The sequence below is a fragment of the Solimonas marina genome, assembly GCF_012241385.1.
GTDB lineage: Bacteria > Pseudomonadota > Gammaproteobacteria > Nevskiales > Nevskiaceae > Solimonas > Solimonas marina.
The window spans coordinates 124,465-145,236 of record NZ_JAAVXB010000011.1 but is presented as its reverse complement, the minus strand read 5'-3'; the positions used below and the strand labels follow the sequence as shown (position 1 = coordinate 145,236).

The window sequence follows — 20,772 nt, the reverse complement described above, 5'->3', positions numbered from 1 at the left end:
AAGTGAGTCGCTCGCCGGCTTTGGCTTACCGTGACGTGCTGCCGTTTTCATGGCGGCCGGCCGCCGCCGACGAGCCGCTGGCGCGCTGGGCCGATCAGAACCAGCGCATGCTGGCGGCGGTCGCGGCGCTCGGCGAGCGCACCCTCGTCGATGCCGATGCGCCGGGCGCGGCAGAGTTCGAGCGTCTGCACCGCAAGGTCGATCTGGTCATCGAACTGCTCGGTGCGCTGCTGCATCAGGGCCGGACCGACGTGAGTCCGACCGCCCTGTGTCTCAGCTCGGAGGGACTGTCGTGGCCGGCCGCGGCCGGGGCGCCGACTCCGGGCAGCCGGGTTTCGGTCAGCATCGAGCTGCACCCCTGCGCGCCCACGGCCTGGCAGTGGACCGGGGAGGTGTCCGCGGCCCCTGACGGCGAGGTCATGCTGCACTTTGCCGTGATGCCGGAGCCGCTGGTCGGCGAAATAGAGCGTTACATTTTCCTACAGCACCGTCGGTCTGTTGCTGACGCACGTTCACCGGGTCAACGCGGCACACGGGGGAGCGCGCCTTAACAATCCGCCTCACGCAAATTGAGGAGGATGAAGCATGCGCATCGTGCTGGCGGAGCCGCAGACCCTGATCCGTGCCGGAATCCGGCACCTGCTCGAGACTTATGGTCCGGCGCAGATCGTTGGGGAAGCCAGCGACGGTACGCAGCTGCTCGAAGCGGTCGGCCGCCTGCGGCCGGAGCTGGTCATCACCGAGCTCAACCTGCCGCAGATCTCCGGGCTCGAAGCCCTGCTGCAGATCCGTCGCCACTATCCGGAAGTCGCGGTGATGATTCTTTCGTCGCCGACGGACGGTCACCACATCCGCCTGGCACTCAAGGGCGGCGCCGCCGGCTTCATTGCCAAGGATGCCGAGCCGATCGAGCTGGGCCTGGCGCTACGCGCCGTCGAGCGCCACCAGATCTATCTGAGCCCGGCGATTTCGCACAAGGCGATCGAGCGTCGCCTCGACCAGCGCGCCGAGGACGCCGCGCAGCTGACGCCGCGCCAGCGCCAGGTGTTGCAACTGATCGGCCGCGGCAAATCGACCAAGGAAATCGCGGTGCTGATGGGGATCAGCGTCAAGACCGTCGAAACCCATCGTGCGCGGCTGATGCAGGCGCTGGGCCTGTACGGCACCAACGCCCTGATGCGTCATGCGATTCGCACCGGACTTGACGAAGTCGTGATCTGAACGAGGCGTGGGGACCGGCCCCTGCCGGGATTCCGTCAGTCATCAGGCTGACCCCCACAAAATGTCGGGAAATATTTGCTTTGGCACGCGAGAGATTTTCGTAACAGTGTGTAAGCGATTGTTGCTCTGGGGTAGAGCAAGGGGGTAGCCGCATGAACAAACTGAATACGCAGGCACGGATCAGCCAGCAGGTTGCGATGACCCCGCAGCTGCTGCAGTCGATCCGCTTGCTGCAACTGTCGACGATCGAGCTGGAGCAGGAGCTGCAGCAGGCGCTGGCGCAGAACGTGATGCTGGAGGGCGAGGACGACGAGATGGGCGGCGTCGACGTCGACCCGGCTGCCGACGAGGCGCAGCGTCAGGACGTCGAGGTCAGCGGTGTCGATCCGGCAGCCGAGGCTCGTGTCGAAGCCGACTATGACTGGTCGACGCGCGACAGCTGGAGCGGCGGTGAACCGCCGGCCGACGCCGACGGCGAATCCTGGGAAGCGCGCCTGACGGCTGCGCCGCAGACCGATGCACGCCTGGTCGCGCTCGAGCAGCTGCAGCTGGTGGTTGCCGACGAGCGCCAGGCGGCGTTGTGCACGGCCATCGTCGACGCTGTCGACGACAACGGCTATCTGACCCAGCCGCTCGACGGCATCGCCCTGGAAAGTGCACTGCGGCCGCTGCCGGATGCACGTGAGCTGCAAGCCGCGCTGGCGCTGGTGCAGGGGGTCGAGCCGAGCGGTTTCGCGGCACGCGATCTGCGTGAGTGCCTGCTGCTGCAGCTGGCGGCGCTGCCAGCGGCGACGCCGGGCCGGGCGCTGGCGCAGCAAGTCGTCGATGCGCATCTCGATGCACTCGGCGCCCATGATTACGCCGAGGTTGGCAATGCGCTCGGCGTCGACGCGGTCGATCTGCATGCCGCGCTCGACCTGATCCTCAGCCTCAACCCGAAGCCGGCCAGTGCGCTGGCGGCGCCGGCCGATGCCGCGCTGCCGGACCTGATCGTGAGCGGCACGCCGGGCGCCTGGCGCGTCGAGCTCAATGTCGAGCGCCTGCCGCGGGTGCGCGTCAACGCGGCCTACGAGCGCATGCTCGGTGCCACGGCGCATCGCGCCCTGCGCGATCAGCTGCAAGAGGCGCGCTGGCTGGTGCGGGGTCTCGAAATGCGCCACGACACGCTGCTGCGCACGGGACGCGCCATCTTCGAGCGGCAGGCTGAATTCCTGGCGCGTGGTGAGGAAGGCATGGCGTCGCTGACGCTGCGCGAGATCGCCGACCGCATCGGCATGCACGAGTCCACCGTTTGTCGGGTCACAACCAACAAATGGGTGGCGACGCCGTGGGGCGTCTATGAATTGAAGGCATTCTTCCCGTCACAGATTGCAGGCCGCGGACTCGAGAGTTCCGGCACGGCTGTGAAGGCGATGATCCGCCGCATCATCAATGCCGAGAACGCTACGTCGCCGCTCAGCGACGGCGAGATCACGGCGCTGCTGGCGCGGCAGGGCATCGAGGTGGCGCGCCGTACGGTGGCCAAGTATCGCGAGGCCATGCGGATTCCGCCGGTCAAGGAACGCCTGCCACGAGATGCCGTCAGGCGCCTGTCGGTGGCAGGATGAGGGGACGCGGGGGCAAGGGTGCCGCCGCTGGATTCCAGGGAGAAGGGAAGTGACCAAAGTTCGGACATTGCTCGTAGACGACAATCGACCGTTCCTGATTCTGGCGCGCCATCTGCTCGCCGGTTTCTCGGAAATCGAGATCGTCGGCGAGGCCTACGACGGCGAGGAAGCCGTGCGCATGTCCGAAACGCTCAAGCCGCAGCTGATCATCATGGATTTGGCGATGCCGAACATGGGCGGGCTGCAGGCGACCCGACTGATCAAGGCGCAGGACGCGCCGCCGGTGGTGGTCATCGCATCGCATTACGACGATGCCGCCCATCGTGAATTCGTCGCCCAGGTGGGTGCCGAGGGTTTCATCAACAAGCGCAGTTATGAGAACGACGTGATCGTGATCGTGCGTCGCATGCTCAAGGAGATTTCCGATGCCTGAATCCCGTGTCCTGGTGATCGAAGCCGATGCCGCGCGTGCCGAGAGCCTGCGTGCGATTCTCGAATTCGTCGACTACCGGGCCAGCGTCGTCGCCGACGCTGGCGAGATCGGGGTGGCCGAGCACCGGCCGCAGGACTGGCTGGCCGTCATCGTCGGCGACACGCCGGCCGAGCCGCTCGATGCCTTCGTCAGCTGGCTGCGCCGCGATCCGCGCCATCCGCCGCTGATTGTTCCGCATGCCCAGCACGACGCCTTGATGCAGCGCTACGGCCTCGACGCCAGCGCCTGTCTGCCGCTCGATTTTCCGGTTCGTTATCACCAGCTGTCGGAGCTGCTCAAGCGCGCGGCGCTGGTGCAGATGGCGCAGGACGCCGTGCGCCCGGTCGCCTGTGGCGGCCCCAGCGGTAACTCGGCGTCGGTGCGTCGCGTGCGCAAGCTCATCGAGCAGGTCGCGGCCTTCGACACCACGGTGCTGATCGCCGGTGAATCCGGTACCGGCAAGGAAGTGGTGGCGCGTGCGATCCACGAGCGCTCGGCGCGTCGCGATCAGCCGTTCGTGGCCGTCAACTGCGGCGCGATTCCGTCGGAACTGCTTGAAAGCGAGCTGTTCGGTCACGAGAAGGGTGCGTTCACCGGCGCCATCACTGCGCGTCGCGGCCGCTTCGAGATGGCCGACGGCGGCACGCTGTTCCTCGACGAAATCGGCGACATGCCGCTGTCGATGCAGGTCAAGATCCTGCGCGTGCTGCAGGAACGCAGCTTCGAGCGCGTCGGCGCCAACCGCAGCCTGCATTGCGACGTGCGCATCATCGCCGCCACGCATCGCAACCTCGAGGACGCCATCGTCAAGGGCACGTTCCGCGAGGATCTCTACTATCGCCTCAACGTCTTTCCGATCGAGACGCCGCCGCTGCGCGAGCGCACTGAAGACCTGCCGATGCTGATCGACGATCTGATCGGCACCCTGGAGCGCACCGGCCATGGCTCGGTGCGGCTGACGGCTGATGCGATCAACATGCTGCGCCGCTACCACTGGCCGGGCAATGTGCGCGAGCTGTCGAACCTGATCGAGCGTCTCGCCGTGCTGCATCCGCACGCGCGTGTCGATGCTGCCAGCCTGCCGGCGCGCTACTGCGTCGATGCGCCGGCTGTCGAGATCGCGCAGCCGCTGCGCCGCGAAGCCACCGGCGGCACGGTCTGCGAGATGCCGGTCGCACAGCCAGCGTACACGGTGCCGACGCTGGTCGCCGATGAGATGCCGGACCTGCTGGCATCCGACACGCTGCCGCCGGAAGGCGTCAACCTCAAGGATCACATCGAAGCCATCGAGCTGTCGCTGATCCGTCAGGCGCTCGACCAGGCCGGCGGTGTCGTCGCCCACGCCGCCAAGCTGCTCAACACGCGGCGCACGACACTGGTCGAGAAATTGCGCAAGTACGGTCTGACGCGCGAAGCCAACGGCGACATGCCGGAGGCGCTGGCGTCCTGATCGTTCGCGCCGGGCCGCGCTAGCGGCCGGCGCGGGTCGCGGCGGCGTCGAAAATCTTCTCGGCATTGGCCGCCAGAAAATTGCGAAAGATCAGCGGCGCGCCGTCTTGCGTCCACAGCGGCGTGCCGTCGTCGTCATGGGCCTGCGCGCGCTCGATGATTTCGACGAATTGCTTCTCGGTCTGCGCAACGCCGACCGTGCCGTCGGCTTCGAGCACCGGCGTGTCCATCGTTGCCGCCATCGTCGCGGTCTGCCGCAGCGCCGTGCCCGGTGCGCCCTGGATCGCCGGCAGCAGGCGAAAGCCGGCGGCGCGCATCGTGTCGGCCATGGCGTCGATGCCATCGAAGTTCGCGGCGCGGACGTCGATCGTCACGTGATTGAAGTCCGGCCCCAGCGCCAAGGCGCTGGCGGCTTCGCCGGACACCGCGGCGACGCGTGCCAATGTCTGTCGCTGCAGGGGCGGACCGTTGCGTTGCATCACCGTCTCGACCAGATGCGAGACGAAGTTGGCGGCGTCGGCCTCGTCGAGGCCGCCGGCGATTTCGCCGCGGGCCAGCAGTGCAATGAACGCGCTGTGATCGACAGCGGACCATTGGCGCTCGGCGTCGTCGACGATGCACGCGGCGACTTCCGGTGCGAACGCGTCGAGGTCGACTTCCGAGACGAACACCTTGAACGGCGTGGCGTCTTCGCCGATCACCTGCAGGTCGAACGATTTGAGCTTCTTGGCCGGGAAGGCATAGCGGCGCTCGGGGCGCAGGCCCATCAGGCGCGCGGCGCGCACGAACAGCGCGCGAACCCGCGGATCAGCGGTGCGGATGGCGCCGTGATCGTTGTGAAAGCGGCCGCCGTGGTCGGCCACCAGCGCCTGCAGGCGCACGAAGTCCGCGACGTTGCGTGCGAATTTTTCGGTGGCGGCGTCGACGAAGCGCGCGCGCAGTGCCGCCGGACTGAGTCGTGCCACAGCCTGCTCCTCCCGGCGGTCGGTGGCCGCCGTCTTGATCGTGGCGGCAGTGTAGGCCGCCGCCCGGCGACTGTCGCAGGGGTTTTCAGGTGCCGCGCTTCAACCGGCGAGCAACTGCTTGAGGTCGGCGTCGAACGCGTCGACCGGCGCGGTTTCGTCGCCGAGCAGGCGTGCGTGGCCGGCGCGGTCGAAGATGAACACCGCCGAGCTGTGGCTCATCGTATAGCCGCCATCCGGTTCGTTGCCCTGCTTGGTGTAGCCGACGCGGTAGCGCTTGGCCAGTGCCGCGAGTTGGGCCGGGCTGCCGCGCAGACCGTCGAACGCCGGATCGAACGCATGAACGTATTGCGCCAGCGTGGCGTCGTCGTCACGTTGCGGGTCGACACTGACGAACAAGACCTGCACCTTGGCAGCGTCCGCGCCCAGGCCGTGCAGCACCGCGCGCAGACGTGCGAGCGTGGTCGGGCAGATATCCGGACAGTGTGTGTAGCCGAAGTAGAGCAGCACGGTCTTGCCGCGATAGTCGGCGGCGGTGACGGTTTTGTCGTCGCCGGCGCGTTGCATCGTGAACTTGAGGTCCGGCAAGAGGTGGCGGACGTTCTTCAGTTTCCAGGTCTGCTGCTGATGGCAGCCGCCGAGCACGGCGAGTGCGAACAGCGCGAGTGTGATGTGGCGCAGCATGGGTATCCCCGTCGATTCCCAGCAGGCTGAGACCGGCAATGTCAGCCTGTGTTCCGGTTTGCGTCAGAATGGCGGCAGTCCATCGTATCGAGTGGAGGAGACCCTGTCTGCATGAACGCCATCGCAATGGCGACGCGTGGCCGCGCTGCAGCTTGGCCGCGACGCTCGATCCTGGTGATCTTGTCGGTACTCGCTGTCGCCATCGGCACGGCTTGGCTCTGGTCGCCAGCGCGTCCGTGGCTGGAGGCGTTGCTGCCATGGGAGTTTTCACCGACGGTGCTGGCCGCCGCCGTCGCCGCACTCTGGCTGTTCCTGCGCGGGGTGGCGCGGGCGCGCCGCTTCGGGCTGACGGTCGGCCGCTGGCGACAGATCAGCTATTGCGGCGCCGTGCTGCTGTTGTATTTCGCCATGCAATCGCGGCTCGACTATTACGCGCAGCACATGTTCTGGATTCATCGTGTCCAGCATCTGCTGCTGCATCACCTCGGGCCGTTTTTCATGATGCTGGCCGCGCCGCAACGGCTGATCGTACTCGGCATGCCGCGCACTCTGCGCCGTCGTGCCTATGCGCCGTTGCGTCGCAATCCTGTCGTGCGGGCGCTGCTGCGCGTGGTGCTGCATCCGCTGCTGGCGCCGATCCTGTTCGTCGGCGGTATCGCGATCTGGCTGATTCCGGCGATGCACTTCGATGTGATGCTGAGCCTGCCGCTCTACCAGATGATGAACTGGAGCATGATTCTCGACGGCTTGCCGTTCTGGGCGCTGATGCTCGACCGACGGCCGTCGCCGCCCGCGGCGCTCGGCTTCAGCGGTCGCCTGATCACCCTGTGGGTGGTGATGATCGCGCAGATTCTGATCGGCGCCGTGATCGGCTTGGCGCGTCACGACTTGTATCCGGTCTATGCCATCTGCGGCCGCGCGTTCGCGCTGGGCCCACTGGTGGATCAGGAACTGGGTGGACTCGTGGTCTGGATTCCCGGCGCGATGATGAGTGTGATCGCGACCGTCGTCGTGCTCGGTCTATACCGCGAGGCGCCACGGCGCGCGGCGACGCTCAATAGGCCGTTGCCGACGCGCCCTTGACGATGAACGGCACGACGACGCTGCTGCCGTCGTCGAAGTGCAGCGCGATCGGTACCTTGCTGCCGATCGTCAGCGGCGCCTTGGCGTGCATCAGCATCAGGTGGTAGCTGCCGGGGCGGAATGACACCCGGCCGTGCGCTGCGACGGTGACGCCGTCGACGTGTTGCATTTGCGACTGTCCATCCTGCTCGCTGCTGAGGTGCAGCATCGCGCCGGCGAACTCCGGCGTATCGGCGCGGGTCAGCTGCCGCGGCGCGTCGCCAAGGTTGTGAATGCTGAAATAGCCGGCGGCCGGCAGATCGCCGGGCAGCGCGCGAATCCAGGCATCTTCGATGACCGGCGAGGCCGGCGAGTCGGCTGCCTCGGCGCTGACCGCCATCGTGGCGATGAGCGCGGTGGCTGTGAGTTTGCAGATTCTGTGCATCAGCTAGCCCTCAAGGCGTCGACGATCGGCAGGCGCGCGGCGCGTAGCGCCGGGAACAGTCCACCGAGCAAGCCGATGAACAGGCCCAGCCAGACGCCGGCCAGCATCAGCTCCGGCGTGACGGTCAGCCGGAACACGACCTGACTGAAGTTGCGGCCCAGTGTACTGACGGCATTGCCATTGAAGAACAGCCACGCCAGTGCTGCGCCGATCGCCGCGCCGGCCAGTGCCAGCAACAAGGATTCGGCAAACACCGACAGTACCACCGGCGTGCTGCCGAAGCCGAGCGCGCGCAGCGTCGCGATCTCGCGTGACCGTGCGGACACCGCCGAATACATGGTGTTCAAGGCACCGAACATGGCGCCGATCGCCATGATGCCGCCGACGAAATACGCGACGAAGTTGAGCAATTTGGTCAGCTGTTTGGACTGATCGGCGTAGTACTCACGTTCGCGCCGCACGTCGACGGTCAGCGTCGGATTGGTGGTCAGTGCGTCCTTGAAGGCATCGAAACGTGCCGGGGATTCGAGCAAGGCCGTCACCGACTGAAAACCAGTGCGGCGAAACGCCGACTGCACGGTGTCGACATCGGCCATCAGGTCCGACTCGTGCGCATCGCCATTGCTGGTGAAGATGCCGACCACGGTCCAGTCCGAATCGCGGAAGTGCAGCTGACCGCCGAGCGTCAAGCCCTTGAACTGCTGCGCGGCGCCGGCGCCGGCGATCAGTTCGCGCACCGCCGGTTTGAACATGCGGCCCTGCACCAGCCTGATCTCCGGCCGCAGCGTCTGCAGCTGTTCGCAGCTTCCGCGCAAGGTCACATTGGAATCGTTGTCGTCCTTGATGCGCGGCAGGTTGACGATGGTGACGACCTCGCCGCAGCCGATCGGCTTGCCCTGCGCGGTCTTGCGTACGCCCGGCGCATCGAGAATCGTCTGCACGCTGTCGCGCGGGATGACGCTGTTGATCTCGGCCTGCGAGCCGCCGCGCAGGACCAGGGCGCGGTCGTCGCGACCACTATTGGCGACGGTCTGGTGAAAGCCGGCAGCCATGGCCAGGACCGACACCAGCACGGCGACAACGCCGGCGATGCCGATGACGATGACCGACGACGTGCCGAGGCGTTGCGGGATGGCCTTAAGGTTCATCGCGGTGACGGCCAGAGTCTGTTTGAGCATCGCGTTATCTCCCGGCCAAGGCGTCGACAATGGCCAGCCGCTGCGCACGCCAGGCCGGCAGACCGCCGGTCGCCAGTGCTAGCAGCACGGCGACGATGGCGCCGCTGGCGAGCACGTCGGGCGGCAGCGTCACGGTGCCGACCACGCTCTTGAGTGCCGGGAAGATCAGGCAGGCCAGCAGCAGACCGAGGGCCGCGGCGATCACGCACAACAGCAGCGATTCGGCCAGCACCAGCGTCATGACCTTGGCGTCGGAGAAGCCTAGGGTCTTGAGCACCGCCAGTTCCGGCACGCGCTCGCGCACCGATTGCATCATGGTGTTGCCGGTCAGGAACAACAGGGTGAAGAACACCGCGCCGAGGATGGCCTTGACGATGAAGTTGATGTCGCCGAACTGCTTGAGGAACGATTGCGCGAATTCCTTCTCGCTCTGCGATTTGGTCTCGTCCTGCGAATTGGCAAAGCGGGTGTCGATGGCGTTGGCGATCTGCGCCGACTGGTTCGGGTCCTTGACCGAGACGATCCACCAGCCGACCGTGCCGGTGCCGAAGGTGCGCGCCTCGTCGAGATAGCGGTAATTGAAAAACGCCCCCTGATTCTGCGAGTCGTCACCGGTGAAGCTGTAGGTGCCAACGATGTTGAACGGCCAGTCCGAGGTGCCGTCGTACTTGTTGACCCAGATCGTCGAATGCAGCGAGATGCGCTGGCCGATCTTCCAGCCGTATTTCTGCATCAGCGCGCTGCCGACGATCAGCCCGGTGCGGTCGCGCTGTAGCGCCGCGACCTGATCGGCGGCGACCTTGACCTCCGGGACGACGTGCAGGTACTGCTCGATGTCGACCGGCGTCGCGAACACGAAGTTCTTCGGGTCCTGATAGTACGCGCCGAACCAGACCGCATAGGCGACACCGGCCACGCCGGGGACCGAAGCGATCTGTTGCTGCTGCGAGATCGGCAGCGCTTCGGTCAGCGAAATCCTGCTGGTCACGACCAGGCGATTGACGTTGGCGTTATTGACGCCTTGCTGGAACGCGGCGTTGACGCCTTGCAGCATGCCGAACAGCAGGAAGGCGACGACGATCGACAGCAGCGTGAAGACCGTTCGCGCCTTCTTGCGCCACAGCCCGGCCCAGAGCAGCGGGAAGTATTTCATCGGGCGGTCTCCCCAAGCTCGACGGTGCCCTGCATGGCGTGACTGTAGAACCTGATTGAGCCGTGGTCCGGCCATCCCTGGCCGAGCGTACGACGGGCAAATGTGCCATTCATGGCACGTTTCCGGGGACCAGCGTGCCCTTGTCCATATGCAGCTGACGCTGGGCGTATTCGGCGGCTTTGGGGTCGTGCGTGACCATCACGATGGTCTTGCCGTGCTCGCGGTTCAGCGTCTGCAGCAGACTCAGCACTTCATCGGCGGTCTTGCGGTCGAGATCGCCGGTCGGTTCGTCGCAAACCAGCAGCGTCGGGTCGGCGACCAGCGCCCGCGCGATCGCGACGCGTTGCTGCTGACCGCCGGACAACTCGCTGGGCTTGTGCTTGGCGCGGTCGGCGAGGCCGACGATCTGCAGCGCGATCTGTGCGTTCTGGCGGCGCTGTGCTTTCGACAGCGGCGTCAGCAGCAGCGGCAGCTCGACGTTGGCCTGTGCGCTGAGCGTCGGCATCAGGTTGTAGAACTGGAAAATGAAACCGACGTGGCGCGCGCGCCAGCGGGCGAGGGCAGCGCCGGACAACCCGTCGATGCGCTCGCCGGCGACGCGGACCTCGCCGTCGCTGGGCTGGTCGAGGCCGCCGATCAGGTTGAGCAGGGTCGTCTTGCCGGAGCCCGATGGGCCCATCAATGCGACGAAGTCGCCCTGCGGAATGGTCAGGTCGAGGCTATGCAAGACCTCGACCGTTTCCTTGCCGCGCGTGTAGCGCTTGGCGACGCCTTGCAGCGTGACGATATCGTTCATCGAAGCAGCCCCCGTTACCGCATGCCCGTGTTCGTTCGCGTCACCGGCATGGCGTGGCGGCCGGTGGCGCACGGTTCCGCAAAGCGCGATGCCTGTTGATCAGGGCGTCGCGCGCACCTTGATCGCGGCGCCGTCGTGCAGCGCCGAAAAATTGCCGATCGCCACCGTCTCGCCGGGGTTGACGCCCGACAGCACCGCCAGCTGGCCGTCGCCGGCGCCGCTGCCGAGCCGCACCGCGCGGCGTTCGACGCGCTCGTCGTGGACGACATAGACCACACCGGTGGCTGCCGACGGATTTTCGCGCTGTACGGCCGCCTCCGGCACGCTGACACCGGCCGGCGCCTGACGCGTCGCGCTGGCATCGTCCTGACCTTCGAGAAACGAGACGCGCGCACCCATCTCCGGCAGGATGCGCGCATCCTTGCGCTTGAAGCCGACACGAACCTTGACGGTGGCCTTGGCGCGATCGGCGGTCGGCACGATGGCAATGACCTCGGCCGGAATGCTCAAGTCCGGATAGGCGTTGAGACGCACCGTTGCCGGCTGGCCAGCATGGACGCGATTGATGAAATTTTCGTTGACGTCGACTTCGACCTCCAGCGAATCCATGTCGACCAGCGTGCCGATGCCGGTGCGCGTGAAGCCGCCGCCGGCCGAGATCGGCGAGACGATCTCGCCGGGCTGCGCCGCCTTGGTCGTGATCACGCCGGAGAACGGGGCGCGGACCACGGTGTCGTCGAGATTGCGCTGCGCGACATCGACATTGGCCTGGGCGACGTCGACGTCGTATTTGCGTGCGTCGTACGTGGCCTTGCTCTGGTCCAGCGCCGCGGCGCTGATGAAGCCAGACTGGGCCTGCTGCTGGTCGCGAGCGTAGATCGGCTTGATGTTGGCGTAGGCGGCTTTCGCGGCTTCGCGGCTGGCGCGTGCCTGCTCGAGCGCCGCCCGCGCGTTTGAATCGTCGAGGCGTGCCATGACATCGCCCTCCGAGACTTTCTGCCCTTCCTCGATGTAGAGGTCCTGCAATTTACCAGTGATCTTGGCCGAGACCGTGGCCTGTCGGCGCGCGACCACATAGCCCGATGCGTCGAGTACCGAGGCTGCGCCGCCCGCGCTGCCGCCCAGTGGCGTCGCGGTGGCGGTACTGATCGCCACGCTGCTGCTTCGCATCGACAGCGCAACGCCGACGGCAAGTGCGAGCAGCACGACGACGACAACGACGATCCACGGCCAGCGCCGACGTGGTTCGGGTTCGCGGCCGCGGTCGATCTTCAGTTGATTGAGCAGGCTGTGTGCGTCGCTCATGCGTGCAGCACCCGGTTACGGGTCGGTGCGCACTGCGCAACAGGCTGCGGCACTGGGCCGTCGCCGGTCCGGCGCGAACACGCAGGCGTTTCGACGTCGACATCCATTCCGTTGTATTCCCCCGAATGTCCCGAATGAGATGGTGCGCTGCGTGCTTATCATATGCGGACTTCCGATCGCCGAGGCAGGCCTGTATGAGCGCACGCAGTTCCGTTACCCGCCGCAAGACCCGCATCGGCCGCCCGGTCTGCTTCATTGTCGGCGCCGGCCCGGGCATCGGTGCGGCGCTGGCCGAGGCCTTCGTCGGTGAGGGTTTTGACATCGTGCTGCTGTCGCGCGGGCCGCTGAAGCTGCGCAATCTGTGTCAGGAGCTGAGCCGCAAAACCGGTCATTACGTTGCCGCCTATGCTGCCGATGCCGGTGATCCGGCGTCGCTGAAGCGCGGGCTCGACATTGCTCGTGCCGACTTCGGTGACCCGCAGGTGCTGATCTACAACGCCGCCGCTGCCAATCTGCGTGCGCCCGGTGAGATCGAGCCGGACGTGCTGGTCGATGAGTTCCGCACCAATGTCGGCGGTGCGCTGGTCGCCGTGCAGGAAGTGGCGCCGGCGATGGTCAAGGCCAAGAAAGGCACCATCCTGTTCACCGGTAGCGGTGTCGCCTATGAGCCGGCGATGAAATACGCGTCCTTGTCGCTCGGCAAGGCCGCGCTGCGCTCGCTGGCCTATACGCTGGCGCAGGAGCTTGGTACGCACGGCGTGCATGTCGGCACGGTGACCATTCACGGCTTCGTGCAGCGCGGCACGCGACTCGACCCGCAGCGCATCGCGCAGACCTTCCTGTGGCTGCACCGTCAGCCCAAGGGGCATTTCGACATCGAGAAGATTCACAAATAAGCGATGGAGCTGCGCCGCTACGTCGATGCCGATGCCGTGGCAGTCGTTGCGTTGTTCACGGCGTCCGTGCACGGCCTGGCTGGCGCGCACTATGACGCCGCGCAGCGGCGAGCCTGGGCGCCGGTCGACGCCGATATCGACGACTGGCGCCGGCGTCTGGCGGCGCAGCACGTGCTGCTGGCGGTCGATGGCGACGCCCTGGCAGGGTTCATCGGCTACGAAGACGATGGCCATATCGATCTGCTCTATACCGCGCCGTCGCACGCCCGACACGGTGTCGCGACCCGGCTTTTGGCCGCCGCCGAGCATGCGCTGATTGCGGGTAGAGCTGTTAGGCTGAAGACCGAGGCCAGCGCCGTTGCGCGGCCGTTCTTCGAGCGGCATGGCTTCGCGGTGATGGCGCCCGAGGATGTGAGTCGCGACGGTGTGATCTTGCGCCGTTACGTGATGCGCAAGCCTGTCCACCGCGCACTTTGACGGAGCCTTTGATGACCGCCGCGTTTCCGCTGATCCGCAACCCCGACGCGCTGACCGGCCGCGAATTCGATGTGCTGGTGGTCGGCGGCGGGATCTACGGCGCCTGGACCGCCTACGACGCCGCGAGCCGGGGCCTGTCGGTGGCGCTGATCGAGAAAGGCGACTGGGGCAGCGGTACCTCGTCGGCGTCGAGCAAGCTCATTCACGGTGGTCTGCGCTATCTGGAGAACTACGAGTTCGGCCTGGTGCGCCACGCGCTCAAGGAGCGCCGTACGCTCTATCACATCGCCCCGCACCTGGTGCGGCCGCTGAACTTCATCCTGCCGATGTGGAAAGGCCCGCGCGCCAGCCCGTTTCTGGTGTCCTGCGGCCTCGTGCTCTATGACCTGCTGGCGCTCGGCAGCCGGCCGGTGCAGCCGCACCATCATTACCGTGCGCGACAACTGCTGGCCCAGTATCCGTTCATCGATCCCGAGCGTCTGCTCGGCGGGTTTCGTTACGGCGATTGCCAGGAAGACGACGCGCGCATGACACTGGTCGTCACCGCTGCCGCTCAGGGCAGCGGCGCGGTCTGCGTCAATCGCATGGCGGCGCTGCGCTTTCTCGAGGACGGCGAGGCGGTTTGCGGTGCCGAGGTCGAGGATCGTGTTGCGCAGCGCAGCTTCCCGGTGCGTGCGCGTGTCGTGGTCAACGCCGCCGGCCCCTGGGGTCCGGCGCTGCTGGGCGAGTCGGCGCCCAAGGTCAAGCTGGTCAAGGGCACGCATCTGGTGCTGCCGGCGATCAGCGGCTGCAATGAGGCCTTCTTGCTGACGGCCCAGGACGGCCGCGTGTTCTTCGTCATTCCGTGGTACGGCCGCACGCTGGTCGGCACCACCGAGGCGACGGTCGCGACACCAGGCGAAGCGCAACCGACCGACGCGGAGACCGATTACCTGCTGGCGGGGGTGCGCTCCGGTCTGCCCGGCATCAGCTGGACGCGTGACGACGTCATCGCGCGCTTTGCCGGCGTGCGCATGCTGCAGGCCGAAGAGACGGCGTCGCTGTCCGAGGTGACGCGTGAATTCGCGGTACGGCGACCGCGGCCGCGATTGGTGATGCATGTCGGCGGCAAGTACACGACGTCGCGTCACGACAGCATCAGCATTGTCGACACGGTATTCCGCGAACTGGGCCGCCATGCGCCATCGCCAGTGACGCAGCATCGACCGCTGCCGGACGCGCCGGTCGGTGATTTCGAGACCTGGCAGGCGCAGGCGGTCGCCGAACTCGCGGCGCTCGGTGTCGATACCGAGGCGGCGCGCTGGCTGACGCTGCGTCACGGCAGCGGCATCACGCGCATTGCGGCGTTGATCGCCGAGCACCCGGAACTGGCGGCGCGCATTCACGCCGATGCGCCGTTCGTGATGGCCGAGGCGATCCATGCGGTGCGTGACGAGATGGCGTTGTCGCTCGACGACATCACGCGGCGGCGCATGCCGCTGACGCTGCTGGTCGGTGATGACCGCTGGCGTGAGCCGCTGTTGGCGACGCTGGCTCGCTTCGGTCACCCGCAAATCGCCTGATCGGACGCTGCGGGCCTCCTCGATCGCACAGGGTTTATTGCGGTGCAGCACGATGCTGCGCTGCACATACCGATGAACGGCACTTTTGTCGCCCGTATTCGGCTGAACTTTCGCCCCTGACTCTCTGATAATCGCCCTTGTATCAGGGGGGCGTCCCGGCGCCCCGCCGGTCGCAAGAGCCGGCGACTTATAACAACAGAAGTGAGGAGAAACACCATGCGTACACGCACGATCGTGTCGCTGCTGCTGGCTGCCGGTTTGGTGGCCTGCAGTAGTGCCCATGACGATGACACCGGCTTTGCCGGAACCCCCGCAAACGCGTACTCGCTGTTCGATCCGGTGGCCGCCAGCGCCATCATTCCGTTTCCGTTCGACGGTCTGTTCACCGGCACGACCGATGGCACGCTGAACATTCCGAATGGCGCCAACGACGACGAGGTCCCGTTTGTCACCGCCGCCAACAAGCTCGACGGGTTCTCGACCACCTCATCGTTGTTCACCGACTTCATCGGCTATGTCGACGTTGCCGACGCGCTGAACGTCAACACGACCACGCATCTGCCCGGCGTGCTGGTCATCAACGCCGCGACCCTGCAGCCGCTGACACCGGGCGTCGACTACACCTTGCAATCGTCGACGGCGATCGATCCCGATACCGGACTGCCGCTCAATGAGTTGCGCACGCGCATGCTGATCGAGCCACTCAAGCCGTTGCAGCCGTCGACCCAGTACATCGTCGTCGTCACCACGCAGGTGACCTCGACCGACGGCGTACCGGTCGAAGCGGCCGACCTGTTCCGCGTCGTACGCTCGACGACTGCCGTTTCGCAACAGACCGAGCCGGTGCTGTCGGAGTTGAACGACACACAGAAGGCGACGCTCGAAGGCATCCGCCAACAGTTCGCACCGATGTTCGACGGTCTGGCCGCCGCTGGCATCACGCGCGACAACATCGTCATCGCCTGGCCGTTCACGACGCAGAACACGCAGGTCACGCTGAAGACCATGGGCGCGCAAGTCGCCGCGCATGATGTGACCGTCGTCGCCACCGGCCTCAATACCGCTCAAGTGCTCAGTGGTGCGCCGGCGACCGGCGATGTCTATGTCGGCTCGATGACCGTGCCGTACTACCTGGACGCACCGAGTGACGCCGATCCGACCGCGCCGCTGACGACCTACTGGAAGGCGGATACCAGCCAGCCGGCGTCGAGCTCGACGGTGTTGCCGGCGTTGAGTTCGTCGACCTCGTACGTGACGTGCGGTCAGCTGGCGCCGAGTGAAAGCACCACGACCTGCTATCCGATGCCGGTCGAAAAGAGCGAGCAGCGTATCCCGGTGATCCTGACGATTCCGAATGCCAATAGCGGCAAGACGATGCCGTCCGGTGGTTGGCCGGTCGTGATCTTCCAGCACGGCATTACCGGCAATCGCTCGCAGAGCCTGGCGATCGCGCCGACGTTGGCCGCTGCCGGCTACGCGACGATCGCCATCGACCTGCCGTTGCACGGCCTGCCGCCCGGCAACGCGCTGCGTGCCGCCACCGACGCCTTCCCGACGTCGCTGCGGCCGACCGAGCGCACCTTCGATCTCGATGTGATGAACAACGACACCGGCGCCGCGGGTGCCGATGGCGTGGTCGACAGTTCGGGGGCGAGCTTCATCAATCTGTCTAGCCTGCTGACCAGCCGTGACAACATCCGCCAGGGTGTGTCCGACATCATGACGCTGGCCAAGTCGGTCGGCGGCACGGTGGTGCTGAACAGCTCGCTGACGCCGGCCGGCATCACGCTCGATGGCAGCCAGATCCGCTACGTCGGTCATTCGCTGGGCGCGATCACGATGAGCACCATGCTCGGCGCCAACGACGACACCGCGGCCGCCGCGCTGGCGATGCCCGGCGGTGGGATTGCCAAGCTGCTCGACGGCTCGGCGGCGTTCGGTCCGCGTATCGCGGCTGGCCTTGCGGCGTCCAGCGGCGGCGAGATTACCGAAGGCAACGACAATTACGAGACCTTCCTGCGCTTTGCGCAGACCGCCGTCGACGCAGCCGATCCGCTCAATTTCGCGACCGATGCGGCCGCCAATCATCCGATCCTGATGATCGAGGTGCGTGGCGACGCCGTGGTGCCGAACTGCACGATCGCCAACGACGTCGACTGCCCGGCCACCGACACGATCCCGATCTCCGGCTATCTCGGCGGTTCCGATCCGCTGGCACGCGCGCTGGGGCTGGGCTTCATTCCGGGACCGGCGCAGACCGACGTGCTGACGGTGCCGGCATCGGCGCAGACGCTGGTGGGCGCTGCGGCGCGCAACAACGTCGTGCGCTTTGCCACCGGTTCGCACGCCTCCATCCTCGATCCCAGCGACGCATCCGGCGGTTACGCCGTGACCTGTGAAATGCAGGCCGAAGTCGCCAGCTTTGTCGCCACCAACGGCACCGCGCTGCAGATCGGCGCCTGCCCGAGCGCGCAGTAAGACACGAGGAGCAAGATCATGAAAAAGAACCTGATTGCCTCGGCCGTTGCGCTCGTCTTCGCGACGCCGGTCATGGCTTATACGGACACCGTCAGCGGTGTCGACCTGCAGCTCAACAGTCGCATCACGCTTGGTGGCGCCTGGCGCCTGGAGTCACGCGATCCCAAGCTGATCGGTATCAGCAAGGGTGGCAACGCCTATTCGAACAACGACGACGACGGCAACCTCGCATTCGGCAAGGGCGACCTGGTGTCGTCGGCGGCGAAGATCACGTCCGACCTGACCCTGACCAAGGGCGACTTCGGCCTGTTCGTGCGCGGCAGCTATCTGTTCAACGAGAAGCTCAACAACAAGAAGGACTTCTTCAACGCCGATAACTTCTATACGCCGGGGGCGGTCGATCCCGGCTACGGCGTCGCACCGAGCGGCAATGTCTCGGTGGCGTCGACCGCCGAGTTGCGCAAGAAGACCCGCGCCGTGCAGGACTACACCGGCAACGATGCCGACCTGCTCGATGCCTACGTGTTCGGCAGCCTGCCGATCGGCAGCCACACGCTGGCGTTCAAGCTCGGTCGCCAGGTGTTGAACTGGGGCGAATCGACCTTCGTGCTCAATGGCATCAACAGCATCCTCGCGTTCGACAGCAACCAGCTGCACGTGCCGGGCTATGCGCTCGATGAAGTGGTGATCCCGGAGAGCATGGCCTGGCTGTCGTTCGACATCAGCCCCGATGTGTCGGTCGAAGCCTTCTATCAGTTCGACGCGCCGCGCACGCAGCCGGATGCGGCCGGTACGTTCTGGTCGACCAATGACTTCGCGGCGGTCGGCGGCACGCGTGCCGACATCTCGTTCGGTCTGGCGCCGGAGAACACCCCGAACGAAACGCTGCCGCGCACCGGCGACGTCAAGCCCGACAAGACCGGACAGTTCGGCGGCAAGATCAGCTTCCTGATTCCGTCGCTGAACGACATGGACCTGTCGTTCTACGCCATGACCTACAGCAGCCGTCTGCCGCTGGTCAGCGGCACGTCGAAGTCGAGCTATGCGGCGCCGTCGGAAACCGGCACGTTCTTCCTCGAATACCCGGGCAACATCGGCCTCTACGGCGTGTCGTTCAACACCACGCTCGGCGCCTGGGCGTTGCAGGGCGAATACAGCCTCAAGACCAAGCAGCCACTGCAGGTCGACGATGTCGAACTGCTGCTCGCCGGCTCCGGCGCGCCAAGCCAGGTCACGCCGCCGCCAGCGGCGCCGGTCGGCTCGGCGCTTGGCAACAAATACATCCGTGGCTACCGCCGCCACGATGTCAGCCAGGTCGACCTGTCGGTAACCCGCCTGGCCGGCCCGATGCGCTGGATCGGCTCCGACCAGATGCTGTTCCTGGCCGAGGCCGGCGGTGTCTACGTGCACGATCTGCCGCCGCAGAGCGAGCTGCGTTTCGAAGGGCCGGGCACCTACACGCCGGGCGATGCGACGGTGGCGGCGCTGGTCTCCAGCGAGTTCGGCACGACCATCCCGCAGAACCACGGTGGTTACGCGACGCCGTTCTCATGGGGTTACAAGCTGCTGGCCCGCTTCACTTACAACAACGTGTTCGGCAAGTTCCGGCTCGAGCCACAGTTGCGCTTCGACCACGACGTGCAGGGCGTGACGCCGACACCGCTATTGAATTTCGTCGAGCACCGCAAGACTTTCAACGCCAGCGTCACAGGCTATTACCTGCAGGCTTGGTCGGCGGAAATTGGCTATACGGCCTACTTCGGCGGCGGCAGGGGTAACCTCCTGGCCGACCGCGATTTCGCCGAAGCGGTGCTGCGTTACCAGTTCTGAGCGAAAAAGTCGTGGGTGGTCCCGGGGGGCCACTCACGGGGGCAATGGGCCGGCTTTCGCCGGCCCCTTTTTAGACGATCGCGACCGGGAAGCCGGCGACTAGGTGTCCGACGCATCCGGCGCCAGTTCGATTTTCTCCGGCTCGCCGAGGAACTTCGGCTGTGTGCTGAGCAGGAAGACATCGAGAATGGCCTTGACGCGGGCGAAGATCTCACGCGGAGGGTTGCGGGTGCCGTAGCCGCCGTCGGAGGTTGCGCGCGCGATGTAGGCGACGACCTTCATGCCCATCTTGCGCCCGAGAAACACCGCGCGGTAACTGTGGTAGCGCTGTGTGATGACGGTGAACTGTCGCAGACCGAACACCTCGCGGGCGCGCACGATCGAGTCGAAGGTGCGAAAGCCCGCGAAGTCCATGGTGATCGCGTTGTCGGGCACGCCTTGTTTGATCAGCGCCTTGCGCATCGCGCGCGGCTCGTTGTAGGTCTCGTCCGGGTTCGCGCCGCTGACAATGATGTGCTTGATCTTGCCGTTCTGGTACAGCTCGGCGGCGGCGTCGATGCGGCCCTGGAACTCGGGGCTCGGCTTGCCGTTCTGCATGTATTTGCTGGTGCCGAGCACGACGCCGACTTCATTGTCCGGCATCAACGCCCAATCCTTGTAGATATAGGCGTCGGTGCTGTTGATGACCCAACGATTGCCGAGCAGTACGACCAGCGCGAACGCGAAGAAACCGGTGATCAGCCAGCGTTGAATGAAGCGGCGCGTCCAGGGTTTCAAGCGAGCAGACTCCAGAGCATGTAAATGAACAGACCCACCTGAACGAAGTACGCCGTCGCGCGAATCAGCACCAGCACCTGCTGGGTCCCGATCAGGTGCGCCAAGCTCTGCACGATGCGTGCGCCGAGTACCCAGCAACCGAGCGACCCCAGCGCCGCGGTCTTGCCCATGGCGACCGCGGCCAGCACGATGACCGCAAAGACCGGCAGATTCTCCAAACAGTTCAAATGCGCGTGACTGGCGCGGGTGACGAAGCCCGGTACCGCGATCGAATCGCTGCGCCCCCAGCTATTGGCCGGCTTGCCGCGCAGAATCTCAACGCCGCGCCACAGCACGACCAGCACGACCAGCAACAAGGTCCAGGCGGTAAAGCCCAGCAGCGCCGTCATCGCATCCATGTTCACTCCCCCGATGTTAT

20 protein-coding genes are annotated in these 20,772 nt (G+C 66.0%); 11 read left to right on the top strand and 9 right to left on the bottom strand.

The annotated features are described in order from the left end of the window. Positions 1–2 precede the first annotated feature (2 nt). From G7Y82_RS17360 to G7Y82_RS17340, 5 genes are all read left to right on the top strand, one after another. Positions 3–551, top strand: a complete 549-nt coding sequence (locus G7Y82_RS17360) for a PilZ domain-containing protein (protein WP_366515694.1) — start codon at positions 3–5, stop codon at positions 549–551. Positions 552–585: 34 nt separating this feature from the next. Next, on the top strand, positions 586–1,221 hold the full coding sequence (locus G7Y82_RS17355; protein ID WP_168149408.1) for a response regulator: 636 nt from the start codon (positions 586–588) through the stop codon (positions 1,219–1,221). A gap of 152 nt (positions 1,222–1,373) precedes the next feature. Continuing rightward, the gene (gene rpoN, locus G7Y82_RS17350) at positions 1,374–2,828 is read left to right on the top strand and encodes an RNA polymerase factor sigma-54 (protein ID WP_168149407.1); all 1,455 of its coding nucleotides are present in this window, start codon (positions 1,374–1,376) and stop codon (positions 2,826–2,828) included. Between the two features lie 49 nt (positions 2,829–2,877). Then, positions 2,878–3,261 (top strand): response regulator transcription factor, encoded by a 384-nt coding sequence (locus G7Y82_RS17345; protein WP_168149406.1) that lies wholly within the window; start codon positions 2,878–2,880, stop codon positions 3,259–3,261. Further along, positions 3,254–4,750 (top strand): sigma-54 dependent transcriptional regulator, encoded by a 1,497-nt coding sequence (locus tag G7Y82_RS17340; protein ID WP_168149405.1) that lies wholly within the window; start codon positions 3,254–3,256, stop codon positions 4,748–4,750. Before G7Y82_RS17345 ends, G7Y82_RS17340 begins: the two co-directional genes overlap by 8 nt. Positions 4,751–4,769: 19 nt before the next feature. Here G7Y82_RS17340 and G7Y82_RS17335 read toward each other — a convergent pair whose 3' ends face one another. Both G7Y82_RS17335 and G7Y82_RS17330 read right to left on the bottom strand, forming a co-directional pair. Further along, complete coding sequence (locus G7Y82_RS17335) at positions 4,770–5,714, bottom strand: 2-oxoadipate dioxygenase/decarboxylase family protein (RefSeq protein WP_168149404.1); 945 nt, start codon at positions 5,712–5,714, stop codon at positions 4,770–4,772. Between the two features lie 99 nt (positions 5,715–5,813). Next, entirely contained in the window at positions 5,814–6,395 is a 582-nt protein-coding gene (locus tag G7Y82_RS17330; RefSeq protein ID WP_168149403.1) for an SCO family protein, read from the bottom strand. A 111-nt stretch (positions 6,396–6,506) separates the two neighbouring features. Here G7Y82_RS17330 and G7Y82_RS17325 point away from each other — a divergent pair, with 111 nt between their 5' ends. Continuing rightward, positions 6,507–7,478: a cytochrome c oxidase assembly protein gene (locus G7Y82_RS17325; protein ID WP_168149402.1), complete on the top strand. Its 972-nt coding sequence runs from the start codon at positions 6,507–6,509 to the stop codon at positions 7,476–7,478. Here the strand turns inward: G7Y82_RS17325 and G7Y82_RS17320 are convergent. From G7Y82_RS17320 to G7Y82_RS17300, 5 genes are all read right to left on the bottom strand, one after another. Then, a complete protein-coding gene (locus tag G7Y82_RS17320) occupies positions 7,450–7,902 on the bottom strand; it encodes a copper chaperone PCu(A)C (RefSeq protein WP_168149401.1) in 453 nt (150 codons plus the stop codon). The two genes, G7Y82_RS17325 and G7Y82_RS17320, sit on opposite strands and share 29 nt — an antisense overlap. Continuing rightward, positions 7,902–9,080, bottom strand: a complete 1,179-nt coding sequence (locus G7Y82_RS17315) for an ABC transporter permease (RefSeq protein WP_168149400.1) — start codon at positions 9,078–9,080, stop codon at positions 7,902–7,904. The genes G7Y82_RS17320 and G7Y82_RS17315 overlap by 1 nt, the downstream gene beginning before the upstream one ends. Positions 9,081–9,084: 4 nt before the next feature. Next, positions 9,085–10,233: an ABC transporter permease gene (locus G7Y82_RS17310; RefSeq protein WP_168149399.1), complete on the bottom strand. Its 1,149-nt coding sequence runs from the start codon at positions 10,231–10,233 to the stop codon at positions 9,085–9,087. Between the two features lie 109 nt (positions 10,234–10,342). Continuing rightward, on the bottom strand, positions 10,343–11,029 hold the full coding sequence (locus G7Y82_RS17305; RefSeq protein WP_168149398.1) for an ABC transporter ATP-binding protein: 687 nt from the start codon (positions 11,027–11,029) through the stop codon (positions 10,343–10,345). A gap of 99 nt (positions 11,030–11,128) precedes the next feature. Continuing rightward, on the bottom strand, positions 11,129–12,334 hold the full coding sequence (locus tag G7Y82_RS17300) for an efflux RND transporter periplasmic adaptor subunit (protein ID WP_168149397.1): 1,206 nt from the start codon (positions 12,332–12,334) through the stop codon (positions 11,129–11,131). Between the two features lie 194 nt (positions 12,335–12,528). Between G7Y82_RS17300 and G7Y82_RS17295 the strand changes: the two genes are divergently transcribed. The 5 genes from G7Y82_RS17295 (at position 12,529) to G7Y82_RS17275 (ending at position 19,577) form a co-directional block, all read left to right on the top strand. After that, positions 12,529–13,230 (top strand): SDR family NAD(P)-dependent oxidoreductase, encoded by a 702-nt coding sequence (locus tag G7Y82_RS17295; RefSeq protein ID WP_168149396.1) that lies wholly within the window; start codon positions 12,529–12,531, stop codon positions 13,228–13,230. 3 nt (positions 13,231–13,233) lie between these two features. Further along, positions 13,234–13,707 carry a GNAT family N-acetyltransferase gene (locus G7Y82_RS17290; RefSeq protein WP_168149395.1) on the top strand — a complete coding sequence of 158 codons (474 nt, stop codon included), beginning with the start codon at positions 13,234–13,236 and terminating at the stop codon, positions 13,705–13,707. Between the two features lie 11 nt (positions 13,708–13,718). Then, positions 13,719–15,269 carry a glycerol-3-phosphate dehydrogenase/oxidase gene (locus G7Y82_RS17285; RefSeq protein WP_168149394.1) on the top strand — a complete coding sequence of 517 codons (1,551 nt, stop codon included), beginning with the start codon at positions 13,719–13,721 and terminating at the stop codon, positions 15,267–15,269. Between the two features lie 216 nt (positions 15,270–15,485). Then, positions 15,486–17,747: a hypothetical protein gene (locus G7Y82_RS17280; protein ID WP_168149393.1), complete on the top strand. Its 2,262-nt coding sequence runs from the start codon at positions 15,486–15,488 to the stop codon at positions 17,745–17,747. An 18-nt stretch (positions 17,748–17,765) separates the two neighbouring features. Next, entirely contained in the window at positions 17,766–19,577 is a 1,812-nt protein-coding gene (locus G7Y82_RS17275; RefSeq protein WP_168149392.1) for a DUF1302 domain-containing protein, read from the top strand. 99 nt (positions 19,578–19,676) lie between these two features. Here G7Y82_RS17275 and G7Y82_RS17270 read toward each other — a convergent pair whose 3' ends face one another. Together G7Y82_RS17270 and G7Y82_RS17265 are read right to left on the bottom strand one after the other, a co-directional pair. Then, positions 19,677–20,354, bottom strand: coding sequence for a SanA/YdcF family protein (locus tag G7Y82_RS17270; protein ID WP_168149391.1), 678 nt, complete (start codon positions 20,352–20,354; stop codon positions 19,677–19,679). Next, positions 20,351–20,752: an MAPEG family protein gene (locus G7Y82_RS17265; protein WP_168149390.1), complete on the bottom strand. Its 402-nt coding sequence runs from the start codon at positions 20,750–20,752 to the stop codon at positions 20,351–20,353. Before G7Y82_RS17265 ends, G7Y82_RS17270 begins: the two co-directional genes overlap by 4 nt. Between the last annotated feature and the right edge of the window lie 20 nt (positions 20,753–20,772).

What these genes read in the sequence shown, in the direction of transcription:
- rpoN (WP_168149407.1), top strand. Translation starts at nt 1,374, where the DNA reads ATGAACAAACTGAATACGCAGGCACGGATCAGCCAGCAGGTTGCGATG.
- G7Y82_RS17320 (WP_168149401.1), bottom strand. Translation starts at nt 7,902, where the DNA reads ATGCACAGAATCTGCAAACTCACAGCCACCGCGCTCATCGCCACGATG.
- G7Y82_RS17275 (WP_168149392.1), top strand. Translation starts at nt 17,766, where the DNA reads ATGAAAAAGAACCTGATTGCCTCGGCCGTTGCGCTCGTCTTCGCGACG.
- G7Y82_RS17305 (WP_168149398.1), bottom strand. Translation starts at nt 11,029, where the DNA reads ATGAACGATATCGTCACGCTGCAAGGCGTCGCCAAGCGCTACACGCGC.
- G7Y82_RS17310 (WP_168149399.1), bottom strand. Translation starts at nt 10,233, where the DNA reads ATGAAATACTTCCCGCTGCTCTGGGCCGGGCTGTGGCGCAAGAAGGCG.
- G7Y82_RS17330 (WP_168149403.1), bottom strand. Translation starts at nt 6,395, where the DNA reads ATGCTGCGCCACATCACACTCGCGCTGTTCGCACTCGCCGTGCTCGGC.
- G7Y82_RS17265 (WP_168149390.1), bottom strand. Translation starts at nt 20,752, where the DNA reads ATGGATGCGATGACGGCGCTGCTGGGCTTTACCGCCTGGACCTTGTTG.
- G7Y82_RS17315 (WP_168149400.1), bottom strand. Translation starts at nt 9,080, where the DNA reads ATGCTCAAACAGACTCTGGCCGTCACCGCGATGAACCTTAAGGCCATC.
- G7Y82_RS17295 (WP_168149396.1), top strand. Translation starts at nt 12,529, where the DNA reads ATGAGCGCACGCAGTTCCGTTACCCGCCGCAAGACCCGCATCGGCCGC.
- G7Y82_RS17355 (WP_168149408.1), top strand. Translation starts at nt 586, where the DNA reads ATGCGCATCGTGCTGGCGGAGCCGCAGACCCTGATCCGTGCCGGAATC.
- G7Y82_RS17340 (WP_168149405.1), top strand. Translation starts at nt 3,254, where the DNA reads ATGCCTGAATCCCGTGTCCTGGTGATCGAAGCCGATGCCGCGCGTGCC.
- G7Y82_RS17285 (WP_168149394.1), top strand. Translation starts at nt 13,719, where the DNA reads ATGACCGCCGCGTTTCCGCTGATCCGCAACCCCGACGCGCTGACCGGC.
- G7Y82_RS17325 (WP_168149402.1), top strand. Translation starts at nt 6,507, where the DNA reads ATGAACGCCATCGCAATGGCGACGCGTGGCCGCGCTGCAGCTTGGCCG.
- G7Y82_RS17290 (WP_168149395.1), top strand. Translation starts at nt 13,234, where the DNA reads ATGGAGCTGCGCCGCTACGTCGATGCCGATGCCGTGGCAGTCGTTGCG.
- G7Y82_RS17300 (WP_168149397.1), bottom strand. Translation starts at nt 12,334, where the DNA reads ATGAGCGACGCACACAGCCTGCTCAATCAACTGAAGATCGACCGCGGC.
- G7Y82_RS17280 (WP_168149393.1), top strand. Translation starts at nt 15,486, where the DNA reads ATGCGTACACGCACGATCGTGTCGCTGCTGCTGGCTGCCGGTTTGGTG.